The following is a 24,642-nucleotide window of genomic DNA, read 5'->3' as shown; positions in this document are numbered from 1 at the left end:
GGCAGCCATATCTGATAGGGCAGCACAGCTCATAGCCCGGCTCCTTTCCCGCGGCGGACCAGCCATACGAACACGGGGGCGCCGATCAGGGCGGTCATGATGCCCGCGGGGATCTCACCGGGAAGCAGCACCACCCGGCCAACGATGTCCGCACCCAGCAGCAGCGCCGGGGCGGCCACCAGGGATAACGGCAGGATCCAGCGGTAGTCCGGGCCGGCGAGGAAGCGGACGGCGTGCGGCACCACCAGGCCCACGAACCCGATGGGCCCCGCCAGCGCGGTGGCCGTGCCGCACAGCAGGACCACACCCAGGGCCACCACGGCGCGGGACAGCCCCACGCGTTGGCCCAGTCCGCGGGCAACGTCGTCCCCCAAGGCAAGGCTGTTGAGGGTCCACCCGGCCAGCAGCACCACCAGCGCACCGGCCGCCACGAACGGCAGTCCGGGCAGCAGCACCGACCAGTCACGGCCCGCGATGCCGCCCACCTGCCAGAAGCGGAACCGGTCAAGGGTGTCCTGGCTGGAGACCAGGATGACGTTCATGAGCGAAGACAGTCCGGCGCTCAAAGCTGCTCCGGCCAGCGCGAGCTTCACCGGCGTTGCACCCTCCCGGCCCAGCGAGGCGATGAGGTACACCACGATGGCGGCCGCGGCGGCCCCCGTGAACGCGAACCAGATGTAGCCGGTGAAGGTGGTGACGCCGAACAGGTAGATTCCGGCGACTACCGCCAGCGCTGCCCCGGCGTTGACTCCGACGATGCCGGGATCGGCCAGCGGATTCCGGGCAACACCCTGCATCGCTGCACCGGCCAGGCCCAGCGCGCCGCCGGCCAGCAGGCCCAGGACGGTCCGCGGGATGCGGGCGTGCACCACGGCGTGGTCCCCGTTTAGGGGATCGAACGCCGTGAGTGCCTGCCACACGGTGCCGAGGGGAACGTCACGGGCGCCCACTGCCAGCGATGTGCCGGCGAGGAGCACCAGCACGACGACGGCGGCCAGCAGCCAGGCGGTCCGTTCCCTTCCCCGAGGATCACCCCGGATGGTGCCGGGGGCTGCCGTGGCCGGCGCCTGGGTGCCGTTGCCCGCCGCCGGTAGCGCCGTCGTCGTACTCATGGAGGTGCGCCTACTTCACTGCGTCCGCTGCCGCGGCCAGCTGCGGGAGGAACGTGTCCAGGGACCACGGGAGGCTCAGGGGTGATGATGCCGAGATGGACAGGGTCAGCGTGTTGTCGGAATCGGCCACCAGGGCGCCGTTCTTGATGGCCGGGATCTGGCCCAGGAGCGGGTCCGCCTTGATCGCGTCGGTGGTGGAGGCATCCGGAACCCAGGTGACGAAGATGTCTGACTGCAGTTCGTTGGCCTTTTCGGCGGACCACGGAATGTAGAACTCCTTGGAGCCCTTGGAGTTGTCCGCCACCACCGGGGCCAGGGTCATGCCGATTTCACTAAGGAAGCGGGGGCGGTTGTCGTTGGCGGTGTAGACGTTCACGCCGTCGCCCTTGGCGGGCTCCAGGTTGCCGTAGATAAAGCTCTTGCCGTGGATCTGCGGGAACCGGGCCACCTTGTCCTTGACGGTCGATTCAGTGTCGGAAACCAGTTTGGAAGCTTCGGCCTCCTTGCCCAGGGCCTTGCCGATGATGGTGGTGGCGTCCTGCCAGGAGGTTCCGTAGGCGACGTCCGGGTAGGCCACCACGGGGGCGATTTCGCTGAGTTTCTTGTAGTCCTCCGCCGTGAGGCCCGAATAGGCGGCGAGGATGACGTCCGGGCTGAGCTTGGCAATCTCGGTGAAGTTGATCCCGTCGGCCTCCGAGTACTGGGCGGGAGCCTTGGCCGAACCGAACCCGGCGCCCAGCTTTTCGAGCGCTGCGTCCTTCCAGGGGGTGGAGCCCTTGCCATTGCCGCCCCACTCGTTCCTGGGGACGCCCACCGGAACCACGCCCAGCGCAATGGCGACGTCGTCGTTCACCCAGGAAACGGTGGCAACCCGGGTGGGCTGCTTCTCGATGGTGGTACTGCCGTACACGTGATCGATGGTGACCGGGAACGCGGTGCTGCTGCTGGAACTGCCTGCATCCGCAACGGTGGTGGCGGGACCTGTGCTGCACGCAGACAGCGTGAGGGCCGCCGCAGCCAGCACCGCGGCAGCTTTGCCGGCCGAGGAAAACAGCGTGCGGCGGGTGGGCGAAGGGCCGGGCAAGAGGGGAAACGACACGGGGCTCCTTGAATCGGGCTGATGGAAACTTAAGTAAGGCTAACCTATGTAAATCGCCATTACGCAACACTTTCGTCACCTAATACAGGAAGGTGACGAAGGCCACACTCCGTCCGCGTTCTTTGGACAGCCGACTCTCAATTTGGCAGGATGGCCCTTGCCGGTCCGGACTCAGAGACGCCGGACGGCTGGACAGGAAAAGGACAACGGGAACGATGCGCACGCAGAGGGCCAACTGGGCCGCCGCTGCCGTGGAGAGCGGGGTGGCCGCTTTGGCCTGCACCGCGGAGACCGACTGACTCCCCCGTTACCTCCTGGCCCGACTCCGGGCCGCCCACCCTTCACGAAAGTCCAGCCATGCAATCAGTCACGCCCCAGCAAATCCGTTCATCCTTCGTCAATGCCACCCGCTCGGAAGCCGCAAAGCTCACACTGCCCAAAAACTTCGACTCCCTCGACTGGGACCGCCTGGAGTTCCTGGGCTGGCGGGACGAGAAGATGCCGCTGCGCGGTTACCTGGTGGTTCCGGGACAAAAGGGCCTCACCGGGATCATGCTCCGGGCACCCGAGGGAGGTGCCAAAAAGAACCGGTCGGTGCTGTGTGAGCTCTGCCGGGATGTGCTGTCCAAGGAGGACGTCCTGCTCTGGGTCGCCAAGCGGGCGGGCCAGTCCGGGCGGAACGGCAATACCGTCGGCACCCTGATCTGCGCCGACTTCGTGTGCTGTGGCAACGTCCGCAGGGAGCCGCCTGCCAATGAGATCAATCCTGATCCCGCCGCTGTGGTGGAACGCCAGATCCAGGGGCTGCAGGACCGCACGGCGCAGTTCCTTGGGCGCGTTCAGGGCACATAGAACGTCAGGCGAAGCCCGCGGGCAGGGGGAAGCCCCGTTCACGGCCGTGATTGGGGCTTCCTGCCTGCCGGTTAGCGCAGGACGATATCCACCGGGTTCGCCTCCGACCGCCAGGCGCCCTCCTCGCCGGCGCGGAGACGGATCACCGGCGCGGTGAGGACCCCGGAGCGGTTGGTGCGCCGGTCGCGGAGGATCTCCGTGACCGAGCCCAGGTGGCGGGACAGGTCGATCACGTTCTCCGGAGCCGCGAGCAGCAGCTGGAAGCCGAACTCGTGCAGCGCCTTGATTCCGGCGCCGGCGAACTCCTCCGAGGCGAGCACAAAAGCCTCGTCCATCATCACGGTGCCGTAGGTGGTGAAGCCCTGCTCGGCGATGCCCAGCTGGTAGCTCAGGGCCGCGGCCATGATGAACGCCGTGAACCGCTGGCGCTCGCCGCCGGACATGGAGCCGGTGTCGGCGTGCATGAACACTTCGGTCTTCTTGCCGCCGCGCGGACCGGTGACTTCCCGGTGCTCCTTGCACTGGATGAACAAGTGCCCGCGCACGTCCAGCACCTCGGCACGCCAGCGCCGGTCCTCGGGCGCCTGGGAACCGAGCCGCTTGACCAGGGTTTCCAGGGACTTGTAGCGGGCGGTAAGCTCGCCGTCGTCGTCCCCCTCGGCGCCGGAACCTTCCGCCCGGCCGGCCTCGGACTTCACCGGCCGCGTGTGGCGGGCCTTCAGGGCGTTCTGGATGGCGTCCTTGAACTGCTTTGCCGTGGATGGCAGCGTCTGCTTGATGTCCAGTTCCAGGTAGCTGCCCTCGTGGAAGTTCACCTGCGAGAGGATGCCGTTAAGGGGCAGGATGCGGCTGGTGATGGAGCGGCGTTCCTCGTCCAGCAGGTGCAGCAGCGTACTGAAGGACTCGTGCGTGCGCTGGTTGAAGAATTGCCGGAACTCCGCCTCCTGCGCGGGCAGGCCGTCGTTCACGATCGCGTGGTAGCGCGCCTCGAACTCGCCGGCCGCGCCGATGCTGGTGCCGTGGTCGGCCGAGATGGCGCTGCCCCACTCGCGCACAAAGCCTTCGAAAATGCGGGTGAGCCGCTCGGCCGTGGCCTGTCCACGCGACTCCGCGGAGTGCAGTTCGCCCAGCAGCGCGGTCCGGATCCGGTTGGCCAGGTTGTCCAGCTCGTGCATTTCCGTGATGTCGCCGAAGTCGGCGAAGTAGGGTTCCAGGGCCTTGGCGGTGGCGTCCGACGGCGGCCCCTGGGCCAGGCGGTCGCGCGCGGCTTCCAGCAGGGTGTCGGCGGCCGTCAGCTGGCGGTCGAGGGCCTTGTATTCGCTTTGCAGGACGGCGGCGGACTCGGTGCTGGATTGGTGCTTGTGCCGGACTTCCTCGATGGTGGCGCGGAGCGGCTCCAGGTCCGCTTGGGCAGCAAGGGCGTCCTTGAGCCGTTGCTCGATCCGCGCCAGTTCATCGGCGGCAACCGCGGCAGACACCTGTTCCCAGGGGCGGTCGTCTTCGGCGATCCGGCGCAGGGCGTCAAGCTGCCGGCTCATGCCCTGGTGGGAGTCCTCGCGGCTCTGGGCCAGCTCAGCGGCCTTGGCCACTTCCTGCCGGAGGTCCTCCACCTGCCCGGCCACGAGCTCCAGCTTGGCCGCGTTGTCGAAGCCCAGCACGTAATCCTGGCGGCTCGTGAAGCGGTCGTCCTTCTCCACCGTGTGCCGGTTGCGCTTGACCACGCCGCCCAGGCTGAGGCCCTTGTCGAGGGCCGCCAGTTCGTCAGGGTCCTCCACGCAGGGGTACGCGAAGTCCAGGGCGATCCGCTCGCGGACCCATTCCCCTGCCTCAGCAGCCGCACCCGAGGCAAGGATGTCCAGCTTGGTCAGCAGGTCGCCGTCGCGCGCGTCCTCCACGGCGAGCGCGCCGCCGGCGAGCGGCTTGGAGACATCCACTGCCCGCAGCGCGCCGCGGACGTTGTGGCCATTGAGGTAGCGGGTCACGGCGCCGAAGTGCTCGCCCGGAACCAGCAGGGTGGTGGCCAGGTTGCGGAGCGCGCGCTCGGCAGCTGGGCGCCACCGTTCCTCACCCTCAGCGAGGTCCATAAGCTCACCGGCGAAGGGCATGCGGTCCTCGGGGATGCCGGTGGCGGCAGCAATCGCGGCGCGGTTTTCAATGCTCGACGGCGGCAGCAGGGATTTGCGCGTCTTCAGTGAGACGAGTTCCTGCTCAGCCGCCGCCAGTTCGCGTTTCCGGGCAGCGTGCGCGTCGAAGGCCTCGAACCTGAGCTCCTGCAGGGCCTGGGAATCATCCTTCAGCTCGGCCGACCGGGCCGCCGCCTGCTCGTGCGCCCGCTCCCAGCCGGCAGCGCTCCACTCAAGTTGCAGGCCGGCGTCGGCCAGTGCCTGCTGGGCTGCCCCCTCCACCTGTTGGCGGAGCTTCAGGCCAACCCGGGCGTTCTCGAGGGACTGCTCGATCGCGGAAATCGCGTTGCCGCCCTGGTTGTTGTAGTCGGCCTCCAGCTCCCGCAAGTCCTTGGCAAAACCGTCCCTGACTGCACGCTCGGCACCCAGCTCCTTGGCCTTTGCCTGCGCCAGCCCGCGGAAACGGACCAGCGTCTTCTGGTGCACCGTGACGGCGAGCTGCTGCTTGTACGCCTCGAATTCCCCGCCTACAAGCTCCCGGAGCCGGTTGGCGTCCAGCAGCGACTGCGCGTACTCCCGGTTCAGGCCAGGAACCGGCGCCAGCTGGTCCCGCTGCTGCCGCACGTCTTCCAGCCGCTGGCGGATGGACATCAGGTTGCTGAACTCCTCCACCACATCGTCCGCGGCGGCCAGCGTTGCCGGCGCGTCAAGGACCTGGTCGCGGAAGAAGGTGTTGACGCTGCCGCCCAGCCCCTTGCCTGCCTGGATGACGCGGAGCAGGGGCAGCGCCTGGTCCGAGCTGATCCCCAGGAGGCGCCGGAACCGCTCCGCGAATGCCTTGTGCACGTCGAAAACCTGGGCGTGCGGGAAGAGCGCCTCCAGGGCGCCCTTGGCGAAGCGCTTGTCCGCGATGCCCTCCACGGCTTCCAGGTCCAGCGGCACGTTGTCAATCAGGTAGAACCGGCCCACGCTGGACTCGGTCCCGTTCTTCGGCAGGTCGAACAGCGCCGACACCGTCACCCGCGTGCCGGCGGCGTTATCGAACGTCAGCGCGACGGCGGACCAGGTGGCACCCGGGCGCTGGAAAGCACTCGCCGAGCCCTCCCCCACGGCCTTGTCCCCCACTTTGCCGCGCATGTACGTGAAAGTGGTCCGCTTGTCCTCCACGGCGCCACCCGAACGCTGGGCGGCGGCCTCGTTGGACCTCGGCCGCGCATCGAACACCCGCAGCATGGCATCGAACAGCGTGGACTTGCCCACGCCGGAGTTGCCCGTCAGCAGGGTGCCGTTCCGGTCCACGTGCATGGTGTGCGCCCCATGGAACGTCCCCCAGTTGACCACCTGCACCAGGGCAAGCCGCATCTGCCCCGGGTTGGTCACATCCCCCAGCGGGAGCATGCTTGCGATGGTCACTGGTCATCCTCCTCGGACGTGGTTCCGTTCGTCTCCGCGTCGCCGTCAAGATCCAGGAGCGGTTCTGTTCCTGACTGGTCTGCCGATGCCGCCACGAGGGCTTCGATGTGGGCCGGGATGTCGCCGATGTTTTCGAACGGGAGGGCCAGGGGCAGGGCGTTGGAGATGGCGTAGACGTCGTCCAGTCCAGTAGGGAGCAGGAGCTGGCGGGCCAGGAGCTTGGTGATGGCGCGGGTGACCACATCGGAGTCGCGCAGGGCGTCCTGCTGCCCGGCGGGCTGGTAGTGCGCCACCAGGTCCGTGATCTCCTCGCGGGTGATGGTGGGGTCCGTCTGGGCAGTGACGTGCCGGTCCAGCAGCAGGCGCAGCCGGAGCAGCACGATGGTTTCCACCCGGCTGAGGGCGCGCTGCTGGCGCAGGATGCTGGACCGGGTATTGCCGCCGATCACTTCCGGATCCACGGGACGCAGGACGGCGATCTTCCGCTCATGGTCCAGCTGCAGGGCCAGGAACAGCTCGGAAAGGCGGCTGCGCAGGATCACCTGGTTGTCCAGCAGCACAGTCCAGAGCTTTTCGTCCCGGCCACCGTCAATGTAAGGGCCCTTGAGGAGCTTCACCAGGGCCTGCCGCACCTTCATGGACAGGACGCCCGTGTCCCCGGGGAACAAGGCCGCGCCGTCAACGAAGGTATCGCGGGGGGAGACTGCGAAAGTGTGCTCAACGCCCGATGCCACCCCGGGAGTGGCGTCGGGCGCTGAGTCCTGTGCGTGCGTAACCTCAGTCATCTGAATCCTTTGCGAGCGTGACCACCGGCAGGTAGGCCTTGCGGGTGGAGCCGTCTATTTGTTCGAAGTCCAGGCCATCCCAGGCGCCGCGGTTGAAGTCCGCCCCGGCATGGAGGGCCTCCGACAACAGGGCGCGGATGGAGTTGATGTGCTGCTCTTCAGGCGGCAGCTGGTGCCAGGCGTCGGCCAGGGTTGCGGCCCCGGCCATGGCCGCCCGGACCACCGCCGGTTTGGCCTTGCCGGTCCTCGGCGAGCGCACCCGGTCCGAGTCGGTGAAGGCGATGGGATCGGCCAGGCGGGGCGGTGCCGCGAACTCGTCCGGATCGAACAGCTTCACCATGGACAGGGACTCAAAGCCGGCGTTGTATAGGACCGGCCCGGGGACCAGCCCTGGACGTTCCCGCTCGTAGGGCAGGGACCGGATGGCCTGCTCCGCTTCGCGCAGGACCTGGCGCAGCCTGACCGACTGGCGGAAGTCGTCGCTTTGGACGTACGTGTTGAGGCTTTCGCTGAGTTTGCCGTAGATGCGCTGGATCTGGCTGTGCTGCTGGCGGAGTTCAGCCACCAGGTTCTTGAGCGTTTCCCGGTCATCAGGCGAGAGGTCGTCGGCGAACTGGCGGCTCAGGACCTCGCCGATCGCCGACCGGAAGCGAAGCTGCTGCTGCGGGTCCTCAAGGAAGGCGGTGAAGGACCGGAAGGTCCTGCCTTCGGGGCTTTGGCGCAGCCGTTTATCGGCTTCCAGGACCTGGGCCATGGTGGCACCCTTGGTCAGGGACTCCTCGATGATCTGGTTGCGGAGCCCGCCCACCAGTTCCTCGATCCGGTCACGCATCTTCTTGTAGTCCGCTGGCAGGCTGGCTGCCAGGTCCAGGATGTTCCCCGCGGCTTCCACGGCGTCATCGTCGTCGAGCAGGCCGTCGAACTCGCCGGTGCTGATGTCCTGGATGAGCTGCTGCCGCTCTTCGATTTCCCCTTCAAGGGCTTCCAACCGGGCACTCTGGTCCGGGTTGGTCTCGTTGGCGAGCTTCTCCACGTCACCCAGCAGGGTGCCCAGGCGGGAGCCGTTGAGGGTGGAGCGTTCGCTGGAGAGGCTGTCCAGGAAGGCGAGCACACGCGCGGCCGGCTCCGTTGCCTCATACACGATCTGGCCTGACTGGTTCCGGCGGGTCAGGAACTGCCGCCGCGTCCATTCATCGCCAAAGGCCTTGCCGTTGGCCCCTCCCCCCAGCCCGGGATCCTGGCGCCGGAGCTCTTCAAGGAAGGTGTCGACGTCGGCATGGAATTCCTCGAGCGGCACCTGCGGCCGGGTGCGGGTAAAGGAGGCCTGAAGCACCGCAATGACCCAGGGCGCAGAACGGGTCAGGGCCCACGCAGGACCCTTGGTGAGGAGTTCGAGGTCCCGGAGCCGGGCGCTGATGGCGTCAGCGGATGACCTGGCTGAGCGGGGCACACACTCTCCTTGGGCTGTTGGCTGTGGACTGTTCCGGGGCTGGGCAGGGGCGGTCCGACATGGCCGGACCGGAAAACTGCCAACTACAAGGTTAACGCAGGGCGCCGCGACCGCTTCGTGACCTACCTGTGGGTAGTGTTTCGATCCCGTATCAACAGGTGCCGCCGTCCGCGCCGGGTCTGGCTGCGCCCACAGCCGTCCACCTACGCTTCTGCTACCGGTCTTCAATACAGCAGTCTTTCGCAAGCAATGTCGCAGCAGGGGGATACATGCAGTTCGATCTAAGCTCCGTGGAAACGGCCACCTTGGTCTTCATCGGGACACTGGTGTTCGGCGCAGTCCTGGCCGGATTCGTCCTGACGGCGGGGCTGGTGGCCCTGGTGGTGCTGGGCGCGGGCAAACTCACCTGGATGGTTATTGTCAATACGCTCATGGCGGTGGTCCACGGGATCAATTCAGGGTGGGACAGGCTGGTCCACCGCGCTTCCGCCGTCGAGCTTCCGGGGGACTTCCAGGGCCAGCCGGCCCCTAGCACCGGAACCTACCCGCGGGTAATCTTGAGGGACAGCTGAAGGGTTCTCCAACCCGGCGGATCCATGGCTACACCGGCCAATCCGGCCAAGGAGATAACCCATGACCTCCGCAACTGACAGCCAGGCCAAAGACGCCCCGGCTGAAGAAACCCCCGTCCCCGCCGGCAACATCGGCGCCGGTGCCACCGCAGAAGATGCCCGCGCCGTCGCCGAGGCCGCCCGGGAGTCAGGCTGGGACCGTCCCAGCTTCGCCAAAGGCCTCTACCTGGGCAGTTTTGATCTGGACCTGGTCCACCCGTGGCCGGCCGCGGACCCAGCCTCCGTCCAAAAGGGAGAGGAGTTCATGGCCCGCCTGACCGACTTCGCCCGGACCATGTCCGGGCGCGTAATCGAGCGGGACGCGAAGATTCCGGACGAATACATCAAGGACCTGGCGGACCTGGGCGTCTTTGGCATGAAGATCCCGGAGGAATACGGGGGCCTGGGCCTCTCGCTGGTGTACTACGGACGCGCCCTTGCCCTGCTGGGCAGCGTGCACCCCAGCCTGGGCGCCCTGATTTCCGCCCACCAGTCAATCGGCGTCCCCGAGCCCGTCAAGGTCTTCGGGACGCCCGAACAGAAGCGCGAGTACCTGCCAAGATGTGCCGGCGGCGCCGTCACTGCCTTCCTCCTCACCGAACCGGACGTGGGCAGCGACCCCGCCCGGCTGGGCAGCACGGCAACGCCCACGGACGACGGCGAAGCGTACCTTTTGGACGGCGTGAAACTGTGGACCACCAACGGGGTGATCGCCGAGCTGGTGGTGGTCATGGCGGTGGTTCCGGCGCACACCGGTCAGGACGGGACCAGGCACAAGGGCGGCATCAGCGCGTTCGTGGTGGAAATGGACTCGCCGGGGATCACGGTGGAAAACCGCAACGCCTTCATGGGCCTGCGCGGGATAGAGAACGGGGTGACCCGCTTCCACCAGGTACGGGTGCCCGCCGCCAACCGGCTGGGGCGCGAGGGCCAGGGCCTGAAGATCGCACTGACCACGCTCAACACCGGCCGCCTGGCCCTGCCCGCGCTGTGCGTGGCATCGGGACGGTGGAGCCTGAAGATTGCCCGCGAGTGGTCGAATGCCCGCACGCAGTGGGGCAGGCCAGTGGGCGAACACGAGGCCGTGGGCAAGAAGATTGCCTTCATCGCCGCCTCGGCCTTTGCGCTGGACGCCGTGTTTGAGCTGTCCGCGGAACTCGCCGATGCGGGGCAGAAGGATGTCCGCATCGAGGCCGCGCTCGCAAAGCTTTGGGCCACGGAAATCAGTTGCCGGATAGCAGATGAACTGGTCCAGATCCGGGGCGGCCGCGGGTTTGAAACGGCGGAGTCGCTGGCCGCCCGCGGGGAACGCGCGGTGCCGGCCGAGCAGCAGCTTCGGGACCTCCGCATCAACCGGATCTTCGAGGGTTCCTCGGAAATCATGCGGCTGCTGATTGCACGGGAAGCGGTGGACGCGCACCTTGCCGCCGCGGGCGATCTCGCTTCCCTTGATGCGAGCCTGGCCGACAAAGCAAAGGCCGCCGTCGGCGCTTCCGGCTTCTACGCCAAGTGGCTGCCCAAGCTGGTGGCGGGGGCGGGCATGGACCCGCGGTCCTACGGTGAGTTCGGCCGGCTGGCCAAGCACCTTCGGTTCGTGGAGCGGTCGTCGCGGAGGCTCGCGCGCCAGACGTTTTACGGCATGGGCCGGTGGCAGGCCAAACTCGAGCGCAAGCAGGCTTTCCTCGGCCGGGTGGTGGACATCGGCGCGGAACTCTTCGCTATGACCGCATGCTGTTCCCGCGCCGAAATGCTCCTGAAGACCTCCCCCGGCAAGGCAGCCAGCGCCTACGAGCTCGCCGACGCCTACTGTGAGCAGGCGAGGGTGCGGGTGGACGAATATTTCGACCAGCTGTGGCGGAACACGGACGACGCCGACCAGGCCCTGACGCGCAAAGTCCTCGCCGGTGACTATGAGTGGCTGGAGGCGGGGGTCCTGGACCAGTCCGAGGGCACGGGCCCGTGGATCGCCGATGCCTCGCCCGGCGCATCAACCAAGGATGACCTGCACCGGAGATACCGGTAAAACCGCAGGTCACAAAATAGTAAGCACGCTTGCTATCGCCCGGGGCGGGTGGTTGAGTTGAGTCATGAGCAGCTCAACGGACCCAGAGAACCTGCCTCCCCGACGCGCCCGGGAGGACGACACCACCCGCAGCGGAAGCTACCGCGACGGAAGCGCCACGCTCGCGAACAGGGAAACCGCAGTGGCACGCCAGAAGGAGCGGTTCGGCGGCATCAAGGTCGGCTCCGCCTTCTTTGGCTGGCTGGCCGCCACCGGCATGGCCGTCCTGCTGACCGCCCTGGTGGCGGCCGCCGGGACAGCCGTTGGCCTTGCGAACAACACCGATGTCAACGAGGCCGTGAACCAGGCCGCCCGGAACAGCGGCACGGTTGGGCTGGTGGGGATCATCGTCCTGCTGGTGATCCTGTTCCTTTCCTATTACTGCGGCGGCTACGTTGCCGGCCGCATGGCCCGCTTCAACGGCGCCAAGCAGGGACTTATGGTGTGGGTCTGGGCTTTGATCGCAGCCATCGTCGTGGCCATCCTGGGGCTCGTGGCCGGGCAGCAGTTCAATGTCCTGGCCAACCTGAACAGCTTCCCGCGCATCCCCATCAACGAAGGACAGCTGACCACCACCAGCATCATCGCTGCGGTTGTGGTGGCTGTGGTGGCCCTCGTGGGCGCTGTGCTGGGCGGCCTGGCGGGTATGCGGTTCCACCGGAAGGTTGACCGCGCCGGCTTCACCCCGGACAGCGAGTATTACGACGGCGAGGAGTAGTCAGGCGAGGATGTCGCCGTCCACATAGAGCCAGCGCCCGCCCTCCCTGACGAACCTGCTGCTCTCATGCAGGATCCCGCGTTCGCTGCCATGGCGGTAATACGCCTTAAACTCCACGGTGCCCGAGGTGTCGAACGGTCCACCGCCGGACGTGGCCACGATGTCCAGGCGGCGCCAGTCCATGGCAGCGTCCAGATCCAGGGCCTTCGGTGCCGTGGATGCGTGGTGGGTGCGCAGCAGATAGCCCTCGTCCAGCAAGGCAAAAGCGCTGTACCGGGAACGCATCAGCTGTTCCGCCGTGGCGGCCTCCGCGCCGCCGGAATGGAACCGCCCACAGCAGGCCCCGTATGGCTCTCCGGACAGACACATGCAGTTTGCGGAATCTATTGATGCGGTCACCCGGTGATGCTGTCATATCCGGTAACAGCTTCGCTACAACCTGGGACGGGGCCACGCCTGCCGGGGCACGGCCGGGCAAAAATCCGTAAGGTGGAGGGGAGTCCGCCGTCGGCAATGTAAACCGGATGCGGGCACAGCACGTGGGCAGAGAGGAGAGATGACGTGGAGCACCCGGACACTCTCGTCCTCAACCTGACTTTCCTTGGCACCATGGGCCTGGCCCTCCTGATGTTCCTGGTCCTCTTCCTGCTTGGCGTCATCACCCTGGTCCTTGCCGGTCTGGGACGACTCACTGCCGTCATCCTCATGACCCTGTTCGGGCGGGCCCCCGGCAAACGCGATTCCACGGGTTTTGTCGGCGCCCCCGCCAAGCAGGGCCGCCCCCGCAGGCGGCTCCGGGAACGCACCGCCGCGCTCAAGCCGGACCGGCTCAAGGAGTCGCTCCGCACCGCCGTCGTACGCCATCCGAAGCTTGCCGCCGCACGGCCCGAACCGCCGGTCCTCGCCGAAGACTGGGCCTCCGCGGTTGCCCAGGCCGATAAGCGCGCCGAAGCAAGAGCGAGGGCCGAACGGCCGGAAATCAAGCTGTCCGTGCGGGATCTTCCGGACCCGGCGGTACCTGCGGACAAGGTCTCCGAAGTGGCCCCCCTGGTGGAGTCCGCCCTGCACAACCACCGGCCCCCGCACGAAATGCCGCGGTCCTTCAAGAAACCCCAGCCGCTGCATCCGCTGCCCCCGCTGGACACCGGGTCCCTCGTGTCCCTGGCCGGTCCCCAGCAGGTACCCAAGGAGCAGTCCAAGGAGAATGGCTAGGCCCTTACCCTGAGCAACCATCTGGGTTAGCGTGAAACCCATGGAATTCAGATACCTCGGAAACAGCGGCTTCAAAGTCTCGGAAATCACCTTCGGCAACTGGCTGACGCACGGTTCGCAGGTGGAAAACGACGTCGCAACCCAGTGCGTGCGCGCGGCGCTCGACGCCGGCATCAGCACCTTCGACACCGCGGACGTCTATGCCAACACCGCCGCTGAAACCGTCCTGGGCGACGCACTCAAGGATGAGCGCCGCGAGTCCGTGGAGATCTTCACCAAGGTCTTCGGCCCCACCGGCCCCAAAGGCAAGAACGATCTTGGCTTGTCCCGCAAGCACATCATGGAATCCATCAACGGCTCGCTGCGCCGGCTGCAGACGGACCATGTGGACCTTTACCAGGCCCACCGGTACGACTTCGAAACGCCCCTGGAAGAGACCATGCAGGCGTTCGCGGACATTGTCCGGCAGGGCAAGGCACTCTACATCGGGGTGAGCGAGTGGACTGCCGAGCAGCTCCGCGAAGGCCACAGGCTGTCCAAGGAATTGGGCTTCCAGCTCATCTCCAACCAGCCGCAGTACTCCATGCTCTGGCGCGTGATCGAGGCCGAGGTGGTCCCGGCGTCGGAAGAGCTGGGCGTGTCCCAGATTGTCTGGTCGCCCATGGCCCAGGGTGTCCTCAGCGGCAAGTACCTGCCCGGCCAGCCTGCCCCCGAAGGCAGCCGCGCCACGGACGAAAAGGGCGGGGCCAAGATGATCCAGCGGTGGATGCGCGACGACGTCCTGGCCGCCGTGCAGGAGCTGAAGCCGATTGCCCAGGAGGCGGGCCTCACCATGCCGCAGCTGGCCGTTGCCTGGGTGCTGCAGAACCCCAACGTGGCGTCCGCCATTGTCGGCGCCTCCCGGCCGGAGCAGATCGCCGACAGCGTTGGCGCCGCCGGAGTGAAGCTGGAGGCCGAGGTCCTCAAGAGGATTGACGACGCCGTCGGAGGCCTCGCCGAACGTGACCCGGCGCAGACCAAGTCGCCGGCCACCCGGGAAGCCTGAATGGCGTCCCCAGGGGAACTGCCGGACCTCGCTGTCACCGGGTCCACCGGAGGCCTGGGCGGAATGGTGGCACGGCAGCTTGCCGGGTCCGGTTTCGCCCAGCGCCTGCTGGTCCGGGATTCCGCGCGGGCCCCGCAGCTGGAGGACGCGCATCCGGTGGTGTGTTCGTACGGGGACGGCGCTGCCTCCCGGCAGGCGCTGGACGGGGCGAAGGTGCTGTTCATGGTCTCTGCTGCCGAGGCCGAAGACCGCCTCCAGCAGCATTACGCGTTCGTGGATGCCGCGGCCGCTGCCGGGGTGGAGCACGTGGTGTACACGTCCTTCTACGGGGCGGCCCCGGATGCCACCTTCACGCTGGCCCGGGACCATTACGCCACCGAAGAGCGGATCAAGGCGTCCGGGATGGGGTACACCTTCCTGCGCGACAACTTCTACCTGGATTTCCTGCCGCTGATGACCGGGGAAGACGGCGTGATCCGCGGGCCTGCCGGGGACGGCGTCTTTTCAGGGGTGGCCCGGGAGGACATTGCCCGCTGCGCGCACGCCGTGCTGCGGGATCCCGCCATCCACAAGGGCAAGACCTACAACCTGACCGGCCCTGAGGAACTGAGCATGGCCCGGGCTGCCGAGGTGCTGAGCGCCGGCACGGGGCGGCAGGTGCGCTACTACGCGGAGTCGGTGGAGGAGGCGTATGCGTCGCGGGCCTCCTACGACGCCCCGCAATGGCAGCTGGATGCGTGGGTCAGCACCTACACGGCCATGGCCGCCGGCGAAATGGCAGGACTTTCGCCGGACGTGCATGGGCTGACCGGGCAGGACCCCATCAGCCTGGCCGAGTTCCTGACCCGGCCGGTACTGTAGCCGGGTTAAAGTCGTTGACGTGGCGGCTGGGCCCGGCGTAGACCTGTGGCGGGGGCCTTTAGTCCACCGAGCAGAATCGCACCGCCATGAAGTCCAGCAACCAGCAATCCACCCGGCAGGAGCCGGCGCCGGCCCCTGCCGCAGCCGCAGAGCCTACGTCGGGGCCGCTCACCCGGGAGGAACTGCAGCTCGCGGCCCGCAACCATTCGATGCCGCTGGAGGCGCTCCGCCGCGAGCTGACCCCGCCCGGGCTCCATTACGTACTCACGCACTTCGACATTCCTGACCTGGACGCCTCATCCTGGCACCTGCGGATCGGGGGTGCGGTGGAACGCGCCCTGGAGCTGAGCATGGCCGCGCTCCTACGGGACCCGGCAATCACTGTGCCGGTGACCCTCGAATGCGCGGGCAACGGCAGGTCGCTCCTGGAACCGCGGCCCGTCAGCCAGCCCTGGGTCATGGAAGCCGTAGGCACCGCGCACTGGACCGGGGTGCCGCTGGCCTACCTCCTCGGCAAGGCCGGGGTGCTGCCGGATGCGGTGGAGGTGGTCTTCACCGGGGCCGATGCCGGCATCCAGGGCGGCGTCCCCCAGCAGTACGCGCGCAGCCTGCCGATCCGTGAGGCGTTGCGTCCCGACGTCGTCCTTGCATACAAGATGAATGGCGCCGACCTGCCGCCACAGCACGGCTACCCACTGCGGCTGGTGGTCCCGGGCTGGTACGGGATGGCCAGTGTCAAGTGGCTGGCGTCCATAGAGGTGGCAAAGGCACCGTTCCCAGGGTTCCAGCAGAAGGTTGCCTACCGGTACCAGGAGTCCGTGGACGACGCCGGCACCCCGGTTACGCGGATCAGGGTGCGTTCGTTGATGGTTCCGCCCGGTGTCCCGGACTTCTTTACCCGGAAGCGTTTCCTGCGCGCGGGCCCGGTGATGCTGGAAGGCAGGGCATGGTCCGGCGAAGGTGCCGTGGTCGCCGTCGAGGTGGGGATTGACGGCACCTGGCTGCCGGCCCACCTGGATAAACCGGTGGGCGGTTACGCCTGGCGGAAGTGGAGCCTTCCATGGGTCGCGGACCCCGGCGAGCACGTCCTTGCTTGCCGCGCCACGGACATTACGGGCGCCAGCCAGCCCCTGGAGCAGGACTGGAACTACCAGGGGATGGGCAACAACGTGGTACAGCGCGTCAGCGTGACGGTGGAGTGAAGCCGGACCTGCTTCCTGGGGCGGCACCCCCTGGGGCTATACTCGGTGCCAACCATGACCAGCCTCCCGTCCGCTCCCGCCAGTGTCCGAATCGATGCGTGGCTGTGGGCAGTCCGCGCCTACAAGACGCGGTCTGCCGCCACTGCAGCCTGCCGCGCCGGGCATGTCCGCCTCAACGGCAGCCCCTCGAAAGCTTCGGCAACGCTGGTCACGGGTGACACCGTCACCGTCCGGATGCCCGGGTACGAGCGCATCCTTGAGGTGCGCCGGCTCATAGCCAAACGCGTAGGGGCGGAGGCGGCGTCGCACTGCTTTACCGACCACACTCCCCCGCGCCCCGTTCTTCCGGCACTGGGGTTGCCGCAACGCGACCGGGGCGCCGGGCGTCCCACCAAGAAGGACCGGCGCGAGATGGATCGTCTGCGGGGACCTGCGTAGCTGGCTTGCTGCCGGCGTCAGGCACGCGCGTTGGTGCGGGCCTGCACCAGGTTGGCGAACGGCAACCGGCCAAATTCCTCCACGAAGGCAGCGTGGCAACCCGCTTCGGCGCCGGCCAGTTGGCCAGCCGGAAGTTCCTTCCACGCGATGGTCAGTGATCCAGCGTCAGCGAGCTGCCAGATAAGCCGCCCGTCCCAGTGGCCTGGAGGCTTTCCCTGCCCGAAGTCAACGAACTCCTGGATCTGGCGCCGAAGTCCCCGGTTGCCCTTGCTTCCGGGTCCGGCCTTCCCCACGTAAAGGACGACGGCGCCGTCCACCCACTCGGCGGCCAGCGCTGCGGCGGAGAGGGATGGGTCCTTCTTCTTGAAGATGCCCGCGGTGCTTTTGGTGAGAAAGCGCGCCTGGAAATCTTCCGGCGCCACGACCGTGAAGAGTCCTGTCCCCTGCGGAATCCGCATCGTCTCGAGGCTTCGGATAGGCCGGAAGCCAGCGAACCCTTCGGCCTTCAGGCCCTTCCTGGTGAACTGCATAATCCATTGAACAGCACGGCCCGCGCCGTTGCTGGGTTTGCGTTTTCCACATAGGGGTTTTGGGTGGCTGGGATTGCCAGGGGCTGGTGGAAGAGTTTGGCTATGGGAGTGATTGTGGAATCGGCGGGAGTGGACCGGGCTGCGCGGTGGGCTGAACCGTCTGCTGTTGGCGCTGTTTCATACCTGCCCGCTGCTCCTTGCATCGCGGATGTGCTTAACCTGTTGGCCCGTGTTCCCCTGGCTGCTGATGGTGCGGGGTTGATTGACCAGATTCGCGGGCTGGAGGAGTTGAAGTGCTTTGCCGGTGCCCGGCAGGCTGAGGCCGCGGTCGCTTTTGACCTGTCCCAGCGGCGGGAACAGGCCGACGCCGGGGTCCCGGCCGCCGATCAGGGTGCCGGAGTCTCGGCGCAGATCGCCCTGGCAAGGCGGGAGTCCCCGGCCCGGGGTTCCCGGCTGCTGGGCCTGGCCAAGGCGTTGACCGGGATGCCGCACACGTTCGCCGCGTTCCGTGCCGGGTTGCTCAATGAGTGGCGGGCCACCCTGATCGTGAAGGAAACCATCTGCCTCACGCCCGGGGACCGGGCCGGGGTAGATGAGGAACTCGCCGCCGATACCGGCGCCCTGGACGGTGCGGGAGACAAAGCGATCATCGCCGCCGTCCGCGCCGCGGCGTACCGGCGGGACCCGGCCTCCGTCGCCAAACGCGCCGCCCGGGCCGTGAGCGAGCGGGCCGTGAGCCTGCGCCCGGCCCCGGACACCATGACCTACCTGACCGCGCTCCTCCCGGTCGCCCAGGGCGTGGCCGCCTACGCCGCCCTGGTCCGGGACGCCGACACCGCCCGGGCGGCCGGAGATGACCGGTCCCGCGGCCAGGTCATGGCCGACACCCTCGTCGAACGCCTCACCGGCACCCCCGGCGGCATCACCGGGGTTCAGATCCAGCTCGTCATGACCGACCGCACCTTCCTCCGGGCCGACGCAGAACCAGCACGGCTCCCCGGCTACTGCACCATCCCCGCCGAACCGGCTCGGGCCATCGCCCTCGCCGGCGGGCCAGCCGCGGCCCACCCACTGGCCGGGCCGGCGGGTATGGAAGAACTCGACCTCTGGGTCCGGCGGCTTTACACCGTTCCGGGCAGCGGCGAGCTCGTGGCGATGGACTCCACAGCCCGGCTCTTCCCGCCAGGGCTGAAACGGTTTCTCCAGGTCCGGGACGACACCTGCCGAACCCCGTACTGCGACGCGCCGATCAGGCACCACGACCACATCACCGCCTGGCACACCGGTGGACCCACCAACGTGAATAATGGCCAGGGTTTGTGCGAAGCGTGCAACCACACCAAAGAAACCCCCGGCTGGACGGCCCAAACCATCCAGGGACAGCGGCATACCGTCGCAACCACCACCCCCACCGGCCACACCTACCACTCCACCGCCCCACCCTTCCCCGGCGCTCCGATATGCCAAATCCCGGCACACGGCAACCAGTCAGGCCATTCTCAGGAACGACGCCTAGCATTGGCCCGTGCCACCCCTTGAGATCCTCCTTTCCTCCTGGCGACTCGATTGGGCCGCTGCAGCTTTCGTCGCAGTGACCGGCATCCTGTACGGGTGGGGAATGCGGTCCGCCGCACTCGGCGGCCATCGGTGGCCGGTGTGGCGGGCGGTAGCGTTCTACGTCCTGGGCCTGGGCTCGTTCACCATCCTTACCTGCGGCTTTACCGGGGTTTACGGCGCTGAGCAACGGTGGGCGTTCACCCTCAAAATATCCCTGCTGCTGTTTGTTGTGCCCCTGCTGATCGGGCTTGGCAAACCCCTCACCCTTGCCCGGGCAGCATTGGCCCCCAAGGGCAAGTCGGTCTTGGACAAAGTCCTGTCCAGCAGGCCGGTTCGATTCGTGAGCAACTCATTCGGTGCGCCGCTGCTGGGCTTGGCACTCTTTTCCACTTTCCTCACGCCGGCCTTCTTCACTCTGCGGACCGACCCCGTGGCCGGCGCGCTGCTCACCCTTGGAGTGCCTCTATTGGGCATGCTGATGGCATTGCCCATCATCGAAGAATCCGACTTCCAGCGGTCCAGCGCCTACCTGACCCTTGAATTCATGTTCGTATTCATCGAGCTGCTGATCGACGCGGTCCCGGGCATCCTGCTGAGCCTCAACGGCCAGGTACTCGACCACGTGATGTCCGTTTCCAATCCCCAATGGTGGTTCCGGGACGCCCTCCAAGACCAGCAGTTCGCCGGCAACCTGCTGTGGTTCATCTGCGAGGTCCTGGACCTGCCCCTGATCATTCTCATGTTCATCCGCTTCTCGCGCAGTGACAAAAGGGAAGCCGGCGCGTTCGACGATCTAACAGATGAGCAGCTCGATGAACTTCAAAACCAGCACCTGCGCGGGCGGCACTAGGCCAACTGGCAGCGGGTGGAAGCAACCTGGAGGCCTCCCCAAAATCTGGTGTGCCCACCCCTACCCGGGGAAGCGTAGAGTGACATAGGACGCCTGATTCTGGACGCCTCGCTGCCAAGGGAGTAATCGTGACGATTGATTGGGACGAAAAAAAGGCCCTGCTACAGGAACCGAATATCGCGAAGGTAACCCAACTTTGCGATGAACTGATGGAAAAGAAGCCCGGTTCCAATGTCCCCTACATCGACCCCGTCCACGACGAAGACGAGTGCAGAATCATCAGCCTCCAGGCGAGCCCCGGCAAGGGGACCGAATCCGGGTTCGTCTCCCACAACAATGATGACGAGGCTGCCCGCAGGGCCACCCAGATCTATGAACTCGCCGAGCTGGATCCCCGGTACGTCATGCCGTGGAATGCCTACCCCTGGGTGCGGGAGAGTGGCAGCCCCTCGGCGTTGAGTGTCCAGGAAAAGACCGACGGCCTCCGCCCGTTCCGCCAGTTCCTCAAAATAAATTCCCGCGTTTCGGCCATCATCGCGCACGGCACGGACGCTTCCACGTTCCTGACCCTCTTTGAGAAGACTTACCACTCATCGTTGAAGAACAGCGGCATCAAGATCTATAAGGCCTCCGCCCTCGGCGGCAGGGCCTTTGCTGTTTCCGAGGCCAAACAGGAAGAGCTGCTCACCAAGAGCGTCGAAACTTACCGCGACGCGATGCAGCGGGCGGGCATTCAGCACCTTTAGGCCCGGGGTTGCCCGTATTCGATAAAACTGCGCCCTCCTTGATCCGCCCTTGATGAATTCTTGCCCCTCCATCTCCAGCATTGGTGGAGTAAACACTCAGGAATCTCCGAGGTATGCCTTTGAACAGCCTCGTTTCCTGGTTTAAATCGGGGGAACTTGGCATGAAGAAGATACTCATCGCGTCGTTGCTGACAACGGGCCTGGTCGCCGGATCGTTCGCTGCGGGTGCAGCTGCCAACGCCGGCAACGGCACTGTTGTCCGCGTCATCGACGGGGACACACTGGTGGTTTCCATCAACAACAGCGACCAAACAATTCGCCTGTTGAACATCGACACCCCTGAAACCAAGGACCCGAACCAGCCGGTCGAATGCCTCGGCCCGGAGGCCTCAAAGTATCTTGAGGGCCTGCTGCCGAAGGGAACCCAGGTTAGGTTGGAGTTCGACGCCGAGCGTCACGACAAGTACGGCCGGACTCTCGCCGGCGTCTTCACCGCAGACGGTTCCCTGGTCAATGCCAAAATTGCGCAGCAGGGACTGGGAATTCCAGTCGAGTATGGCGGCAACAGAAGGTTCCTCCCGCCCGTGACAGCGGCATACGAAGAGGCCAGGGCGGCAAAGACCGGCCTCTTCTCGGAGGGCATTGGCTGCACCCTTCCAGCCCAGTTGGCTGAGGCGACCCAAGGACTGGAAACCGCCACCGCGGCTTCGCCGGCAACTACTTCCGCCGCGGCAGGTACTGCGGCAGGCGTACTCGCCGCCAAGGTGGCAGCGGCCAAGGCCTTGCGCAAGATCCTGAACGGTGACAAGGCGACAGAGCGGGCGCTCTTCTGGGCTGGCCTTTCAACTGTCGTGCTGGCCAAGCACGTATCCAACCTCGACAAAAAGATCTCCGCCGCAGAAGCGAAAGCAGAAGATACAAAGGCCCTGAAAGCTACCCTGGCCGCGGCGGAGAAGAAAGCCGAGGAGGAGCGGGCGGCGGCTGCAGCCCGGGCGGCCGCTGAACGCAAAGCGGCAGAAGAGCGGGCTGCCGCGGAAAAGAAGATGGCGGAAGAGGCCGCGGCGGCCGAGGCTGCTGCAAAAGCCGCAGCAGCCGAAGCAGCCCGGAAAGCGGCGGCTGAGGCGGAACGCCTGCGCAGTCTTCCGGCACCAGCACCAATCCCAGCGCCCTACGTCGCGCCGGCGCCGCAGCCATACGTTCCTCCTGCCCCCTCCACCAAGTACACCGGCCCACGCTGCTATGCGCCGGGCGGTAAGACGTGGCGGCCATGCTGACCCCCCCAAACCCATCTTCGGAGATAACGGGGATGGCAGATTTACAGGATTCTTTCAGCCATGCGGGTGCATACTCATAGGAACCCTGACCGGCGATAGAACCAGGCTGAACCTTGACGTCCCGTACCAACCATTCCCCCGGGGCGGCGTCCCAAGCGGACGCCGCGGCCGTGCGCATGGCGGTCCTCCCCCAGCTTCGGCACTGGATCGCCATCCCGGCGTGCCAGGCCTGACCCGCTGCCATGTCGGGCTTCATTGACAGCCTCCTGAACGTCAGCCCGCTGGTGGCGTACATTGCCGTCTTCTGCCTCGTGTTCGCCGAGGACGCCTTGTTCGTCGGCTTCGTCATCCCCGGCGAAACCGCAGCTGTCCTGGGTGGAGTGGTGGCCAGCCGCGGTGAAGTGCAGCTCGGCGTCATGATGGCCCTGGTGGTGGCCGCTGCCATCATTGGCGACACTGTTGGCTACGAGGTGGGCAAGCACCTGGGCAGCCGCCTCGTGAAAACCAAGGCACTCGCCCGCCATGCTTCAAAACTGGAATACGCCCAGGACCTGCTGCGCCGCAGGGGCGGTTCCGCGGTTTTCCTGGGCCGCTTCACCGCCTTCTTCCGCGCCGTCATGCCCGCCCTGGCAGGTACGTCCCGCATGCCCTACGGCAGGTTCTTTGCCTACAACGCGGCCGGGGGCCTGGTCTGGGGCATCGGCTTCGTCCTTCTGGGGTACCTCGCCGGCAACTCTTACGAGGCCGTCGCCAAAGCGGTGGGACAAGACCTCGCCCTCGTCATTGCCGCCGTGGCAGTGGTGGCACTCGCCGTCTGGCACTTCCGCTCACGACTCCGGAGGCAGCAGCGGCGCCCGGCAGCCCAACGGCGGGACAGCGCCCCGAATTCATGAGTGTGGTTTGACAGCAAGTGTGACCAGTGCCATATTTAAGGCGTGAACCTGTCAGACAGCCGGACAGCAGGACAGCCTGCATCCCGTCCCCTTGCCCGGCTAAGCGCTGCCGAGGCGGTGTTCAACGCCATCCGCGGGGACATCGAGTCCGGCAACATCCCGGTTGGCAGCAAACTCAGCTCAGAGGCCACACTCTCCCAGCAGTACGGAGTAAGCCGCTCGGTGATCCGGGAGGCCCTCCGCTCGTGCACCGCCCTCGGCATGACCGTCACCCGCACCGGCAAGGGCACGTTCGTCATTGCCAACAAGGTGGCCAATGACCTCACCTTGGGCCAGTACTCCGCCCGCGACCTTACCGAAGCCCGCCCCCACATCGAAATCCCCGCTGCCGGACTTGCCGCTGAGCGGCGCACGGAAGAAGAACTCGATACCCTTCGCCACATCATGGGCGCCATGTCCACCGAAACCGACCTGGAATCGTGGGTGGCCCTGGACTCCAGCTTCCACGCCACGATTGCCCGCGCCAGCGGCAACAAGGTGTTCGCAACAGTCGTGGCTGACATCCGGGACGCACTGGCGCACCAATCCGAGACCCTGAACATGGTGGCAGACCGCCAGCACGCTTCAGACATCGAGCACCAGGAAATCCTCGCTGCCATCGAAACCGGCTCCGCGGAAAAAGCCCGTGCCGCCATGGCCCACCATCTCGAAGCCGTGGGCGTAGCCCTGGACTCCATCCTTAACAGCTAGCAAGATCCAACCGACTTCCCAAGGACCCCATGCCCTCCCCCGTTTTTTCTGCTGCCCACACCGCTGCCCCGGCCGGGGTGACCCTTCCGCAGCATGCCCCCTTGGTCGCGGCCATCCGCGACCAACTGGTGGAAAGCATCCACTACGGCTCCGCCATTGCCCTCGCGGCTGACGGTTCCGTGGCAGCGTCCGCGGGCGATCCCCTGGCACCGTTCTACCCCCGCTCTGCGCTCAAGCCCCTCCAGGCGGTGGCCATGGTCCGCGCGGGCCTTGAACTTCCGGCAGACCTGCTGGCACTGGCCGCCGCGAGCCATTCGGGCGCGGCAGCACACCGCGACGGTGCGCTGCGAATCCTCGAACTGCACGGACTGGCCCCCGCGGACCTGGAGAACAGCATTGACCTCCCCTACGGCACCGCCGAACGGGAAGACTGGCTGCGCACCGGCGGCAGCGCCACCCACATCGCCCAGAACTGCTCGGGCAAGCACGCCGCCATGGTGGCCACCTGCAAGATCAACGGCTGGCCTGTGAAGGGTTACCTGGACCCATCCCACCCGTTGCAGCGGCTCGTGGCGCAAACGGTCATCGACCTGACCAGCGAAGAGCCGGCCGCCGCGAGCACGGACGGCTGCGGCACCCCCTTGTTCGCCCTCACGCTGCGCGGCATGGCCCGCGCCTTCGGCCGGATTGCCAAGGCTGCGGCGGCCGACGACGGCAGCCCGGAAGCCGTCGTCGGCCTCGCCATGCAGCAGCACCCCGAGATGGTGGCCGGCGAGGGGCGCGACGTCACCGCACTGATGCGCCTGCTGCCCGGCACCGTGGCAAAGGACGGCTTTGAGGGCGTGCAGCTGGTGGGCCTGCCCTCCGGCAGCGCCGTGGCCGTCAAGATCTCCGACGGCGGCGACCGCGCCCGGATGCCCGCCACCGTCCGCCTGCTGGAGGCACTGGACATCGACACCGACGAGCTCGCCGGCATCGCCACCGCCCCGGTACTGGGCGGCGGCCGCGAGGTGGGCCGGCTGTTGGCCACTGATTTCCTTGCTCCTGTATCCGCATAAC

Annotated in this window: 23 protein-coding genes; 16 read left to right on the top strand and 7 right to left on the bottom strand. The window is 66.8% G+C overall.

Annotation, left to right across the window (positions count from 1 at the left end; genetic code table 11):
* Nucleotides 1-29 precede the first annotated feature (29 nt).
* The gene (locus NIBR502771_RS06290; protein ID WP_141158991.1) at nucleotides 30-1,112 is read right to left on the bottom strand and encodes an iron ABC transporter permease; all 1,083 of its coding nucleotides are present in this window, start codon (nucleotides 1,110-1,112) and stop codon (nucleotides 30-32) included.
* Nucleotides 1,113-1,122: 10 nt separating this feature from the next.
* Entirely contained in the window at nucleotides 1,123-2,211 is a 1,089-nt protein-coding gene (locus NIBR502771_RS06285; RefSeq protein ID WP_141158990.1) for an iron-siderophore ABC transporter substrate-binding protein, read from the bottom strand.
* A gap of 357 nt (nucleotides 2,212-2,568) precedes the next feature.
* On the opposite strand from NIBR502771_RS06285, the gene NIBR502771_RS06280 reads away from it, so the two are divergent.
* Nucleotides 2,569-3,063: an FBP domain-containing protein gene (locus NIBR502771_RS06280; RefSeq protein ID WP_141158989.1), complete on the top strand. Its 495-nt coding sequence runs from the start codon at nucleotides 2,569-2,571 to the stop codon at nucleotides 3,061-3,063.
* A 71-nt stretch (nucleotides 3,064-3,134) separates the two neighbouring features.
* On the opposite strand, the gene NIBR502771_RS06275 is transcribed toward NIBR502771_RS06280, so the two are convergent.
* Genes NIBR502771_RS06275 through NIBR502771_RS06265 form a run of 3 tightly spaced genes read right to left on the bottom strand, consistent with a single transcriptional unit; the run spans nucleotide 3,135 to nucleotide 8,834 of the window.
* Entirely contained in the window at nucleotides 3,135-6,599 is a 3,465-nt protein-coding gene (locus NIBR502771_RS06275; RefSeq protein ID WP_141158988.1) for an ATP-binding protein, read from the bottom strand.
* Nucleotides 6,596-7,384, bottom strand: a complete 789-nt coding sequence (locus NIBR502771_RS06270) for a DUF4194 domain-containing protein (RefSeq protein WP_141158987.1) — start codon at nucleotides 7,382-7,384, stop codon at nucleotides 6,596-6,598. The genes NIBR502771_RS06275 and NIBR502771_RS06270 overlap by 4 nt, the downstream gene beginning before the upstream one ends.
* Entirely contained in the window at nucleotides 7,377-8,834 is a 1,458-nt protein-coding gene (locus NIBR502771_RS06265) for a DUF3375 family protein (RefSeq protein WP_141158986.1), read from the bottom strand. Before NIBR502771_RS06265 ends, NIBR502771_RS06270 begins: the two co-directional genes overlap by 8 nt.
* Nucleotides 8,835-9,103: 269 nt before the next feature.
* Between NIBR502771_RS06265 and NIBR502771_RS06260 the strand changes: the two genes are divergently transcribed.
* The 3 genes from NIBR502771_RS06260 to NIBR502771_RS06250 all read left to right on the top strand — a co-directional run bounded on the left by NIBR502771_RS06260 (nucleotide 9,104) and on the right by NIBR502771_RS06250 (nucleotide 12,225).
* Nucleotides 9,104-9,406: a hypothetical protein gene (locus NIBR502771_RS06260; RefSeq protein ID WP_141158985.1), complete on the top strand. Its 303-nt coding sequence runs from the start codon at nucleotides 9,104-9,106 to the stop codon at nucleotides 9,404-9,406.
* A 61-nt stretch (nucleotides 9,407-9,467) separates the two neighbouring features.
* Nucleotides 9,468-11,468 carry an acyl-CoA dehydrogenase family protein gene (locus NIBR502771_RS06255; protein WP_141158984.1) on the top strand — a complete coding sequence of 667 codons (2,001 nt, stop codon included), beginning with the start codon at nucleotides 9,468-9,470 and terminating at the stop codon, nucleotides 11,466-11,468.
* A 64-nt stretch (nucleotides 11,469-11,532) separates the two neighbouring features.
* Nucleotides 11,533-12,225, top strand: a complete 693-nt coding sequence (locus tag NIBR502771_RS06250; protein ID WP_141158983.1) for a hypothetical protein — start codon at nucleotides 11,533-11,535, stop codon at nucleotides 12,223-12,225.
* Here the strand turns inward: NIBR502771_RS06250 and NIBR502771_RS06245 are convergent, their stop codons facing one another.
* Nucleotides 12,226-12,594, bottom strand: a complete 369-nt coding sequence (locus tag NIBR502771_RS06245) for a YchJ family protein (protein ID WP_141161434.1) — start codon at nucleotides 12,592-12,594, stop codon at nucleotides 12,226-12,228. It lies immediately after the preceding gene.
* Between the two features lie 192 nt (nucleotides 12,595-12,786).
* On the opposite strand from NIBR502771_RS06245, the gene NIBR502771_RS06240 reads away from it, so the two are divergent.
* The 5 genes from NIBR502771_RS06240 to NIBR502771_RS06220 all read left to right on the top strand — a co-directional run bounded on the left by NIBR502771_RS06240 (nucleotide 12,787) and on the right by NIBR502771_RS06220 (nucleotide 16,983).
* Nucleotides 12,787-13,437 (top strand): hypothetical protein, encoded by a 651-nt coding sequence (locus NIBR502771_RS06240; protein WP_141158982.1) that lies wholly within the window; start codon nucleotides 12,787-12,789, stop codon nucleotides 13,435-13,437.
* Nucleotides 13,438-13,477: 40 nt separating this feature from the next.
* Nucleotides 13,478-14,482: an aldo/keto reductase family protein gene (locus NIBR502771_RS06235; protein ID WP_141158981.1), complete on the top strand. Its 1,005-nt coding sequence runs from the start codon at nucleotides 13,478-13,480 to the stop codon at nucleotides 14,480-14,482.
* A complete protein-coding gene (locus NIBR502771_RS06230; RefSeq protein ID WP_141158980.1) occupies nucleotides 14,483-15,343 on the top strand; it encodes an SDR family oxidoreductase in 861 nt (286 codons plus the stop codon).
* Nucleotides 15,344-15,429: 86 nt separating this feature from the next.
* Nucleotides 15,430-16,545, top strand: a complete 1,116-nt coding sequence (locus NIBR502771_RS06225; protein WP_141158979.1) for a sulfite oxidase — start codon at nucleotides 15,430-15,432, stop codon at nucleotides 16,543-16,545.
* Between the two features lie 54 nt (nucleotides 16,546-16,599).
* Nucleotides 16,600-16,983 carry an RNA-binding S4 domain-containing protein gene (locus NIBR502771_RS06220; protein ID WP_141158978.1) on the top strand — a complete coding sequence of 128 codons (384 nt, stop codon included), beginning with the start codon at nucleotides 16,600-16,602 and terminating at the stop codon, nucleotides 16,981-16,983.
* 17 nt (nucleotides 16,984-17,000) lie between these two features.
* On the opposite strand, the gene NIBR502771_RS06215 is transcribed toward NIBR502771_RS06220, so the two are convergent.
* On the bottom strand, nucleotides 17,001-17,513 hold the full coding sequence (locus NIBR502771_RS06215; RefSeq protein WP_141158977.1) for a hypothetical protein: 513 nt from the start codon (nucleotides 17,511-17,513) through the stop codon (nucleotides 17,001-17,003).
* A 102-nt stretch (nucleotides 17,514-17,615) separates the two neighbouring features.
* On the opposite strand from NIBR502771_RS06215, the gene NIBR502771_RS06210 reads away from it, so the two are divergent.
* The 7 genes from NIBR502771_RS06210 (at nucleotide 17,616) to NIBR502771_RS06180 (ending at nucleotide 24,641) form a co-directional block, all read left to right on the top strand.
* Entirely contained in the window at nucleotides 17,616-19,052 is a 1,437-nt protein-coding gene (locus NIBR502771_RS06210; RefSeq protein ID WP_141158976.1) for an HNH endonuclease signature motif containing protein, read from the top strand.
* Entirely contained in the window at nucleotides 19,039-19,920 is an 882-nt protein-coding gene (locus NIBR502771_RS06205) for a cytochrome c oxidase assembly protein (RefSeq protein WP_141158975.1), read from the top strand. Before NIBR502771_RS06210 ends, NIBR502771_RS06205 begins: the two co-directional genes overlap by 14 nt.
* 209 nt (nucleotides 19,921-20,129) lie before the next feature.
* The gene (locus tag NIBR502771_RS06200) at nucleotides 20,130-20,666 is read left to right on the top strand and encodes a uracil-DNA glycosylase (protein ID WP_246839826.1); all 537 of its coding nucleotides are present in this window, start codon (nucleotides 20,130-20,132) and stop codon (nucleotides 20,664-20,666) included.
* Nucleotides 20,667-20,827: 161 nt separating this feature from the next.
* Nucleotides 20,828-21,940, top strand: coding sequence for a thermonuclease family protein (locus NIBR502771_RS06195; protein WP_168223192.1), 1,113 nt, complete (start codon nucleotides 20,828-20,830; stop codon nucleotides 21,938-21,940).
* A gap of 242 nt (nucleotides 21,941-22,182) precedes the next feature.
* On the top strand, nucleotides 22,183-22,833 hold the full coding sequence (locus NIBR502771_RS06190) for a DedA family protein (protein WP_141158972.1): 651 nt from the start codon (nucleotides 22,183-22,185) through the stop codon (nucleotides 22,831-22,833).
* A 42-nt stretch (nucleotides 22,834-22,875) separates the two neighbouring features.
* The gene (locus tag NIBR502771_RS06185; protein WP_141158971.1) at nucleotides 22,876-23,583 is read left to right on the top strand and encodes a FadR/GntR family transcriptional regulator; all 708 of its coding nucleotides are present in this window, start codon (nucleotides 22,876-22,878) and stop codon (nucleotides 23,581-23,583) included.
* Between the two features lie 29 nt (nucleotides 23,584-23,612).
* Nucleotides 23,613-24,641 (top strand): asparaginase, encoded by a 1,029-nt coding sequence (locus NIBR502771_RS06180; RefSeq protein ID WP_141158970.1) that lies wholly within the window; start codon nucleotides 23,613-23,615, stop codon nucleotides 24,639-24,641.
* The last annotated feature ends 1 nt before the right edge of the window (nucleotide 24,642 follow it).

The organism is Pseudarthrobacter sp. NIBRBAC000502771 (genome assembly GCF_006517215.1).
Classification (GTDB): Bacteria; Actinomycetota; Actinomycetes; order Actinomycetales; family Micrococcaceae; genus Arthrobacter; species Arthrobacter niigatensis.
Note: the sequence above shows the minus strand (reverse complement) of the source record. Positions and strands in the feature narration are given on the sequence as shown.

Bases quoted from the DNA above. Each gene is read 5' to 3' on its own strand.
- NIBR502771_RS06250 (WP_141158983.1), top strand. From the start codon at position 11,533: ATGAGCAGCTCAACGGACCCAGAGAACCTGCCTCCCCGACGCGCCCGG.
- NIBR502771_RS06280 (WP_141158989.1), top strand. From the start codon at position 2,569: ATGCAATCAGTCACGCCCCAGCAAATCCGTTCATCCTTCGTCAATGCC.
- NIBR502771_RS06235 (WP_141158981.1), top strand. From the start codon at position 13,478: ATGGAATTCAGATACCTCGGAAACAGCGGCTTCAAAGTCTCGGAAATC.
- NIBR502771_RS06245 (WP_141161434.1), bottom strand. From the start codon at position 12,594: ATGTGTCTGTCCGGAGAGCCATACGGGGCCTGCTGTGGGCGGTTCCAT.
- NIBR502771_RS06260 (WP_141158985.1), top strand. From the start codon at position 9,104: ATGCAGTTCGATCTAAGCTCCGTGGAAACGGCCACCTTGGTCTTCATC.
- NIBR502771_RS06200 (WP_246839826.1), top strand. From the start codon at position 20,130: ATGGAAAAGAAGCCCGGTTCCAATGTCCCCTACATCGACCCCGTCCAC.
- NIBR502771_RS06290 (WP_141158991.1), bottom strand. From the start codon at position 1,112: ATGAGTACGACGACGGCGCTACCGGCGGCGGGCAACGGCACCCAGGCG.
- NIBR502771_RS06190 (WP_141158972.1), top strand. From the start codon at position 22,183: ATGTCGGGCTTCATTGACAGCCTCCTGAACGTCAGCCCGCTGGTGGCG.
- NIBR502771_RS06225 (WP_141158979.1), top strand. From the start codon at position 15,430: ATGAAGTCCAGCAACCAGCAATCCACCCGGCAGGAGCCGGCGCCGGCC.
- NIBR502771_RS06180 (WP_141158970.1), top strand. From the start codon at position 23,613: ATGCCCTCCCCCGTTTTTTCTGCTGCCCACACCGCTGCCCCGGCCGGG.
- NIBR502771_RS06255 (WP_141158984.1), top strand. From the start codon at position 9,468: ATGACCTCCGCAACTGACAGCCAGGCCAAAGACGCCCCGGCTGAAGAA.
- NIBR502771_RS06220 (WP_141158978.1), top strand. From the start codon at position 16,600: ATGACCAGCCTCCCGTCCGCTCCCGCCAGTGTCCGAATCGATGCGTGG.
- NIBR502771_RS06210 (WP_141158976.1), top strand. From the start codon at position 17,616: ATGGGAGTGATTGTGGAATCGGCGGGAGTGGACCGGGCTGCGCGGTGG.
- NIBR502771_RS06215 (WP_141158977.1), bottom strand. From the start codon at position 17,513: ATGCAGTTCACCAGGAAGGGCCTGAAGGCCGAAGGGTTCGCTGGCTTC.
- NIBR502771_RS06195 (WP_168223192.1), top strand. From the start codon at position 20,828: ATGAAGAAGATACTCATCGCGTCGTTGCTGACAACGGGCCTGGTCGCC.
- NIBR502771_RS06270 (WP_141158987.1), bottom strand. From the start codon at position 7,384: ATGACTGAGGTTACGCACGCACAGGACTCAGCGCCCGACGCCACTCCC.
- NIBR502771_RS06230 (WP_141158980.1), top strand. From the start codon at position 14,483: ATGGCGTCCCCAGGGGAACTGCCGGACCTCGCTGTCACCGGGTCCACC.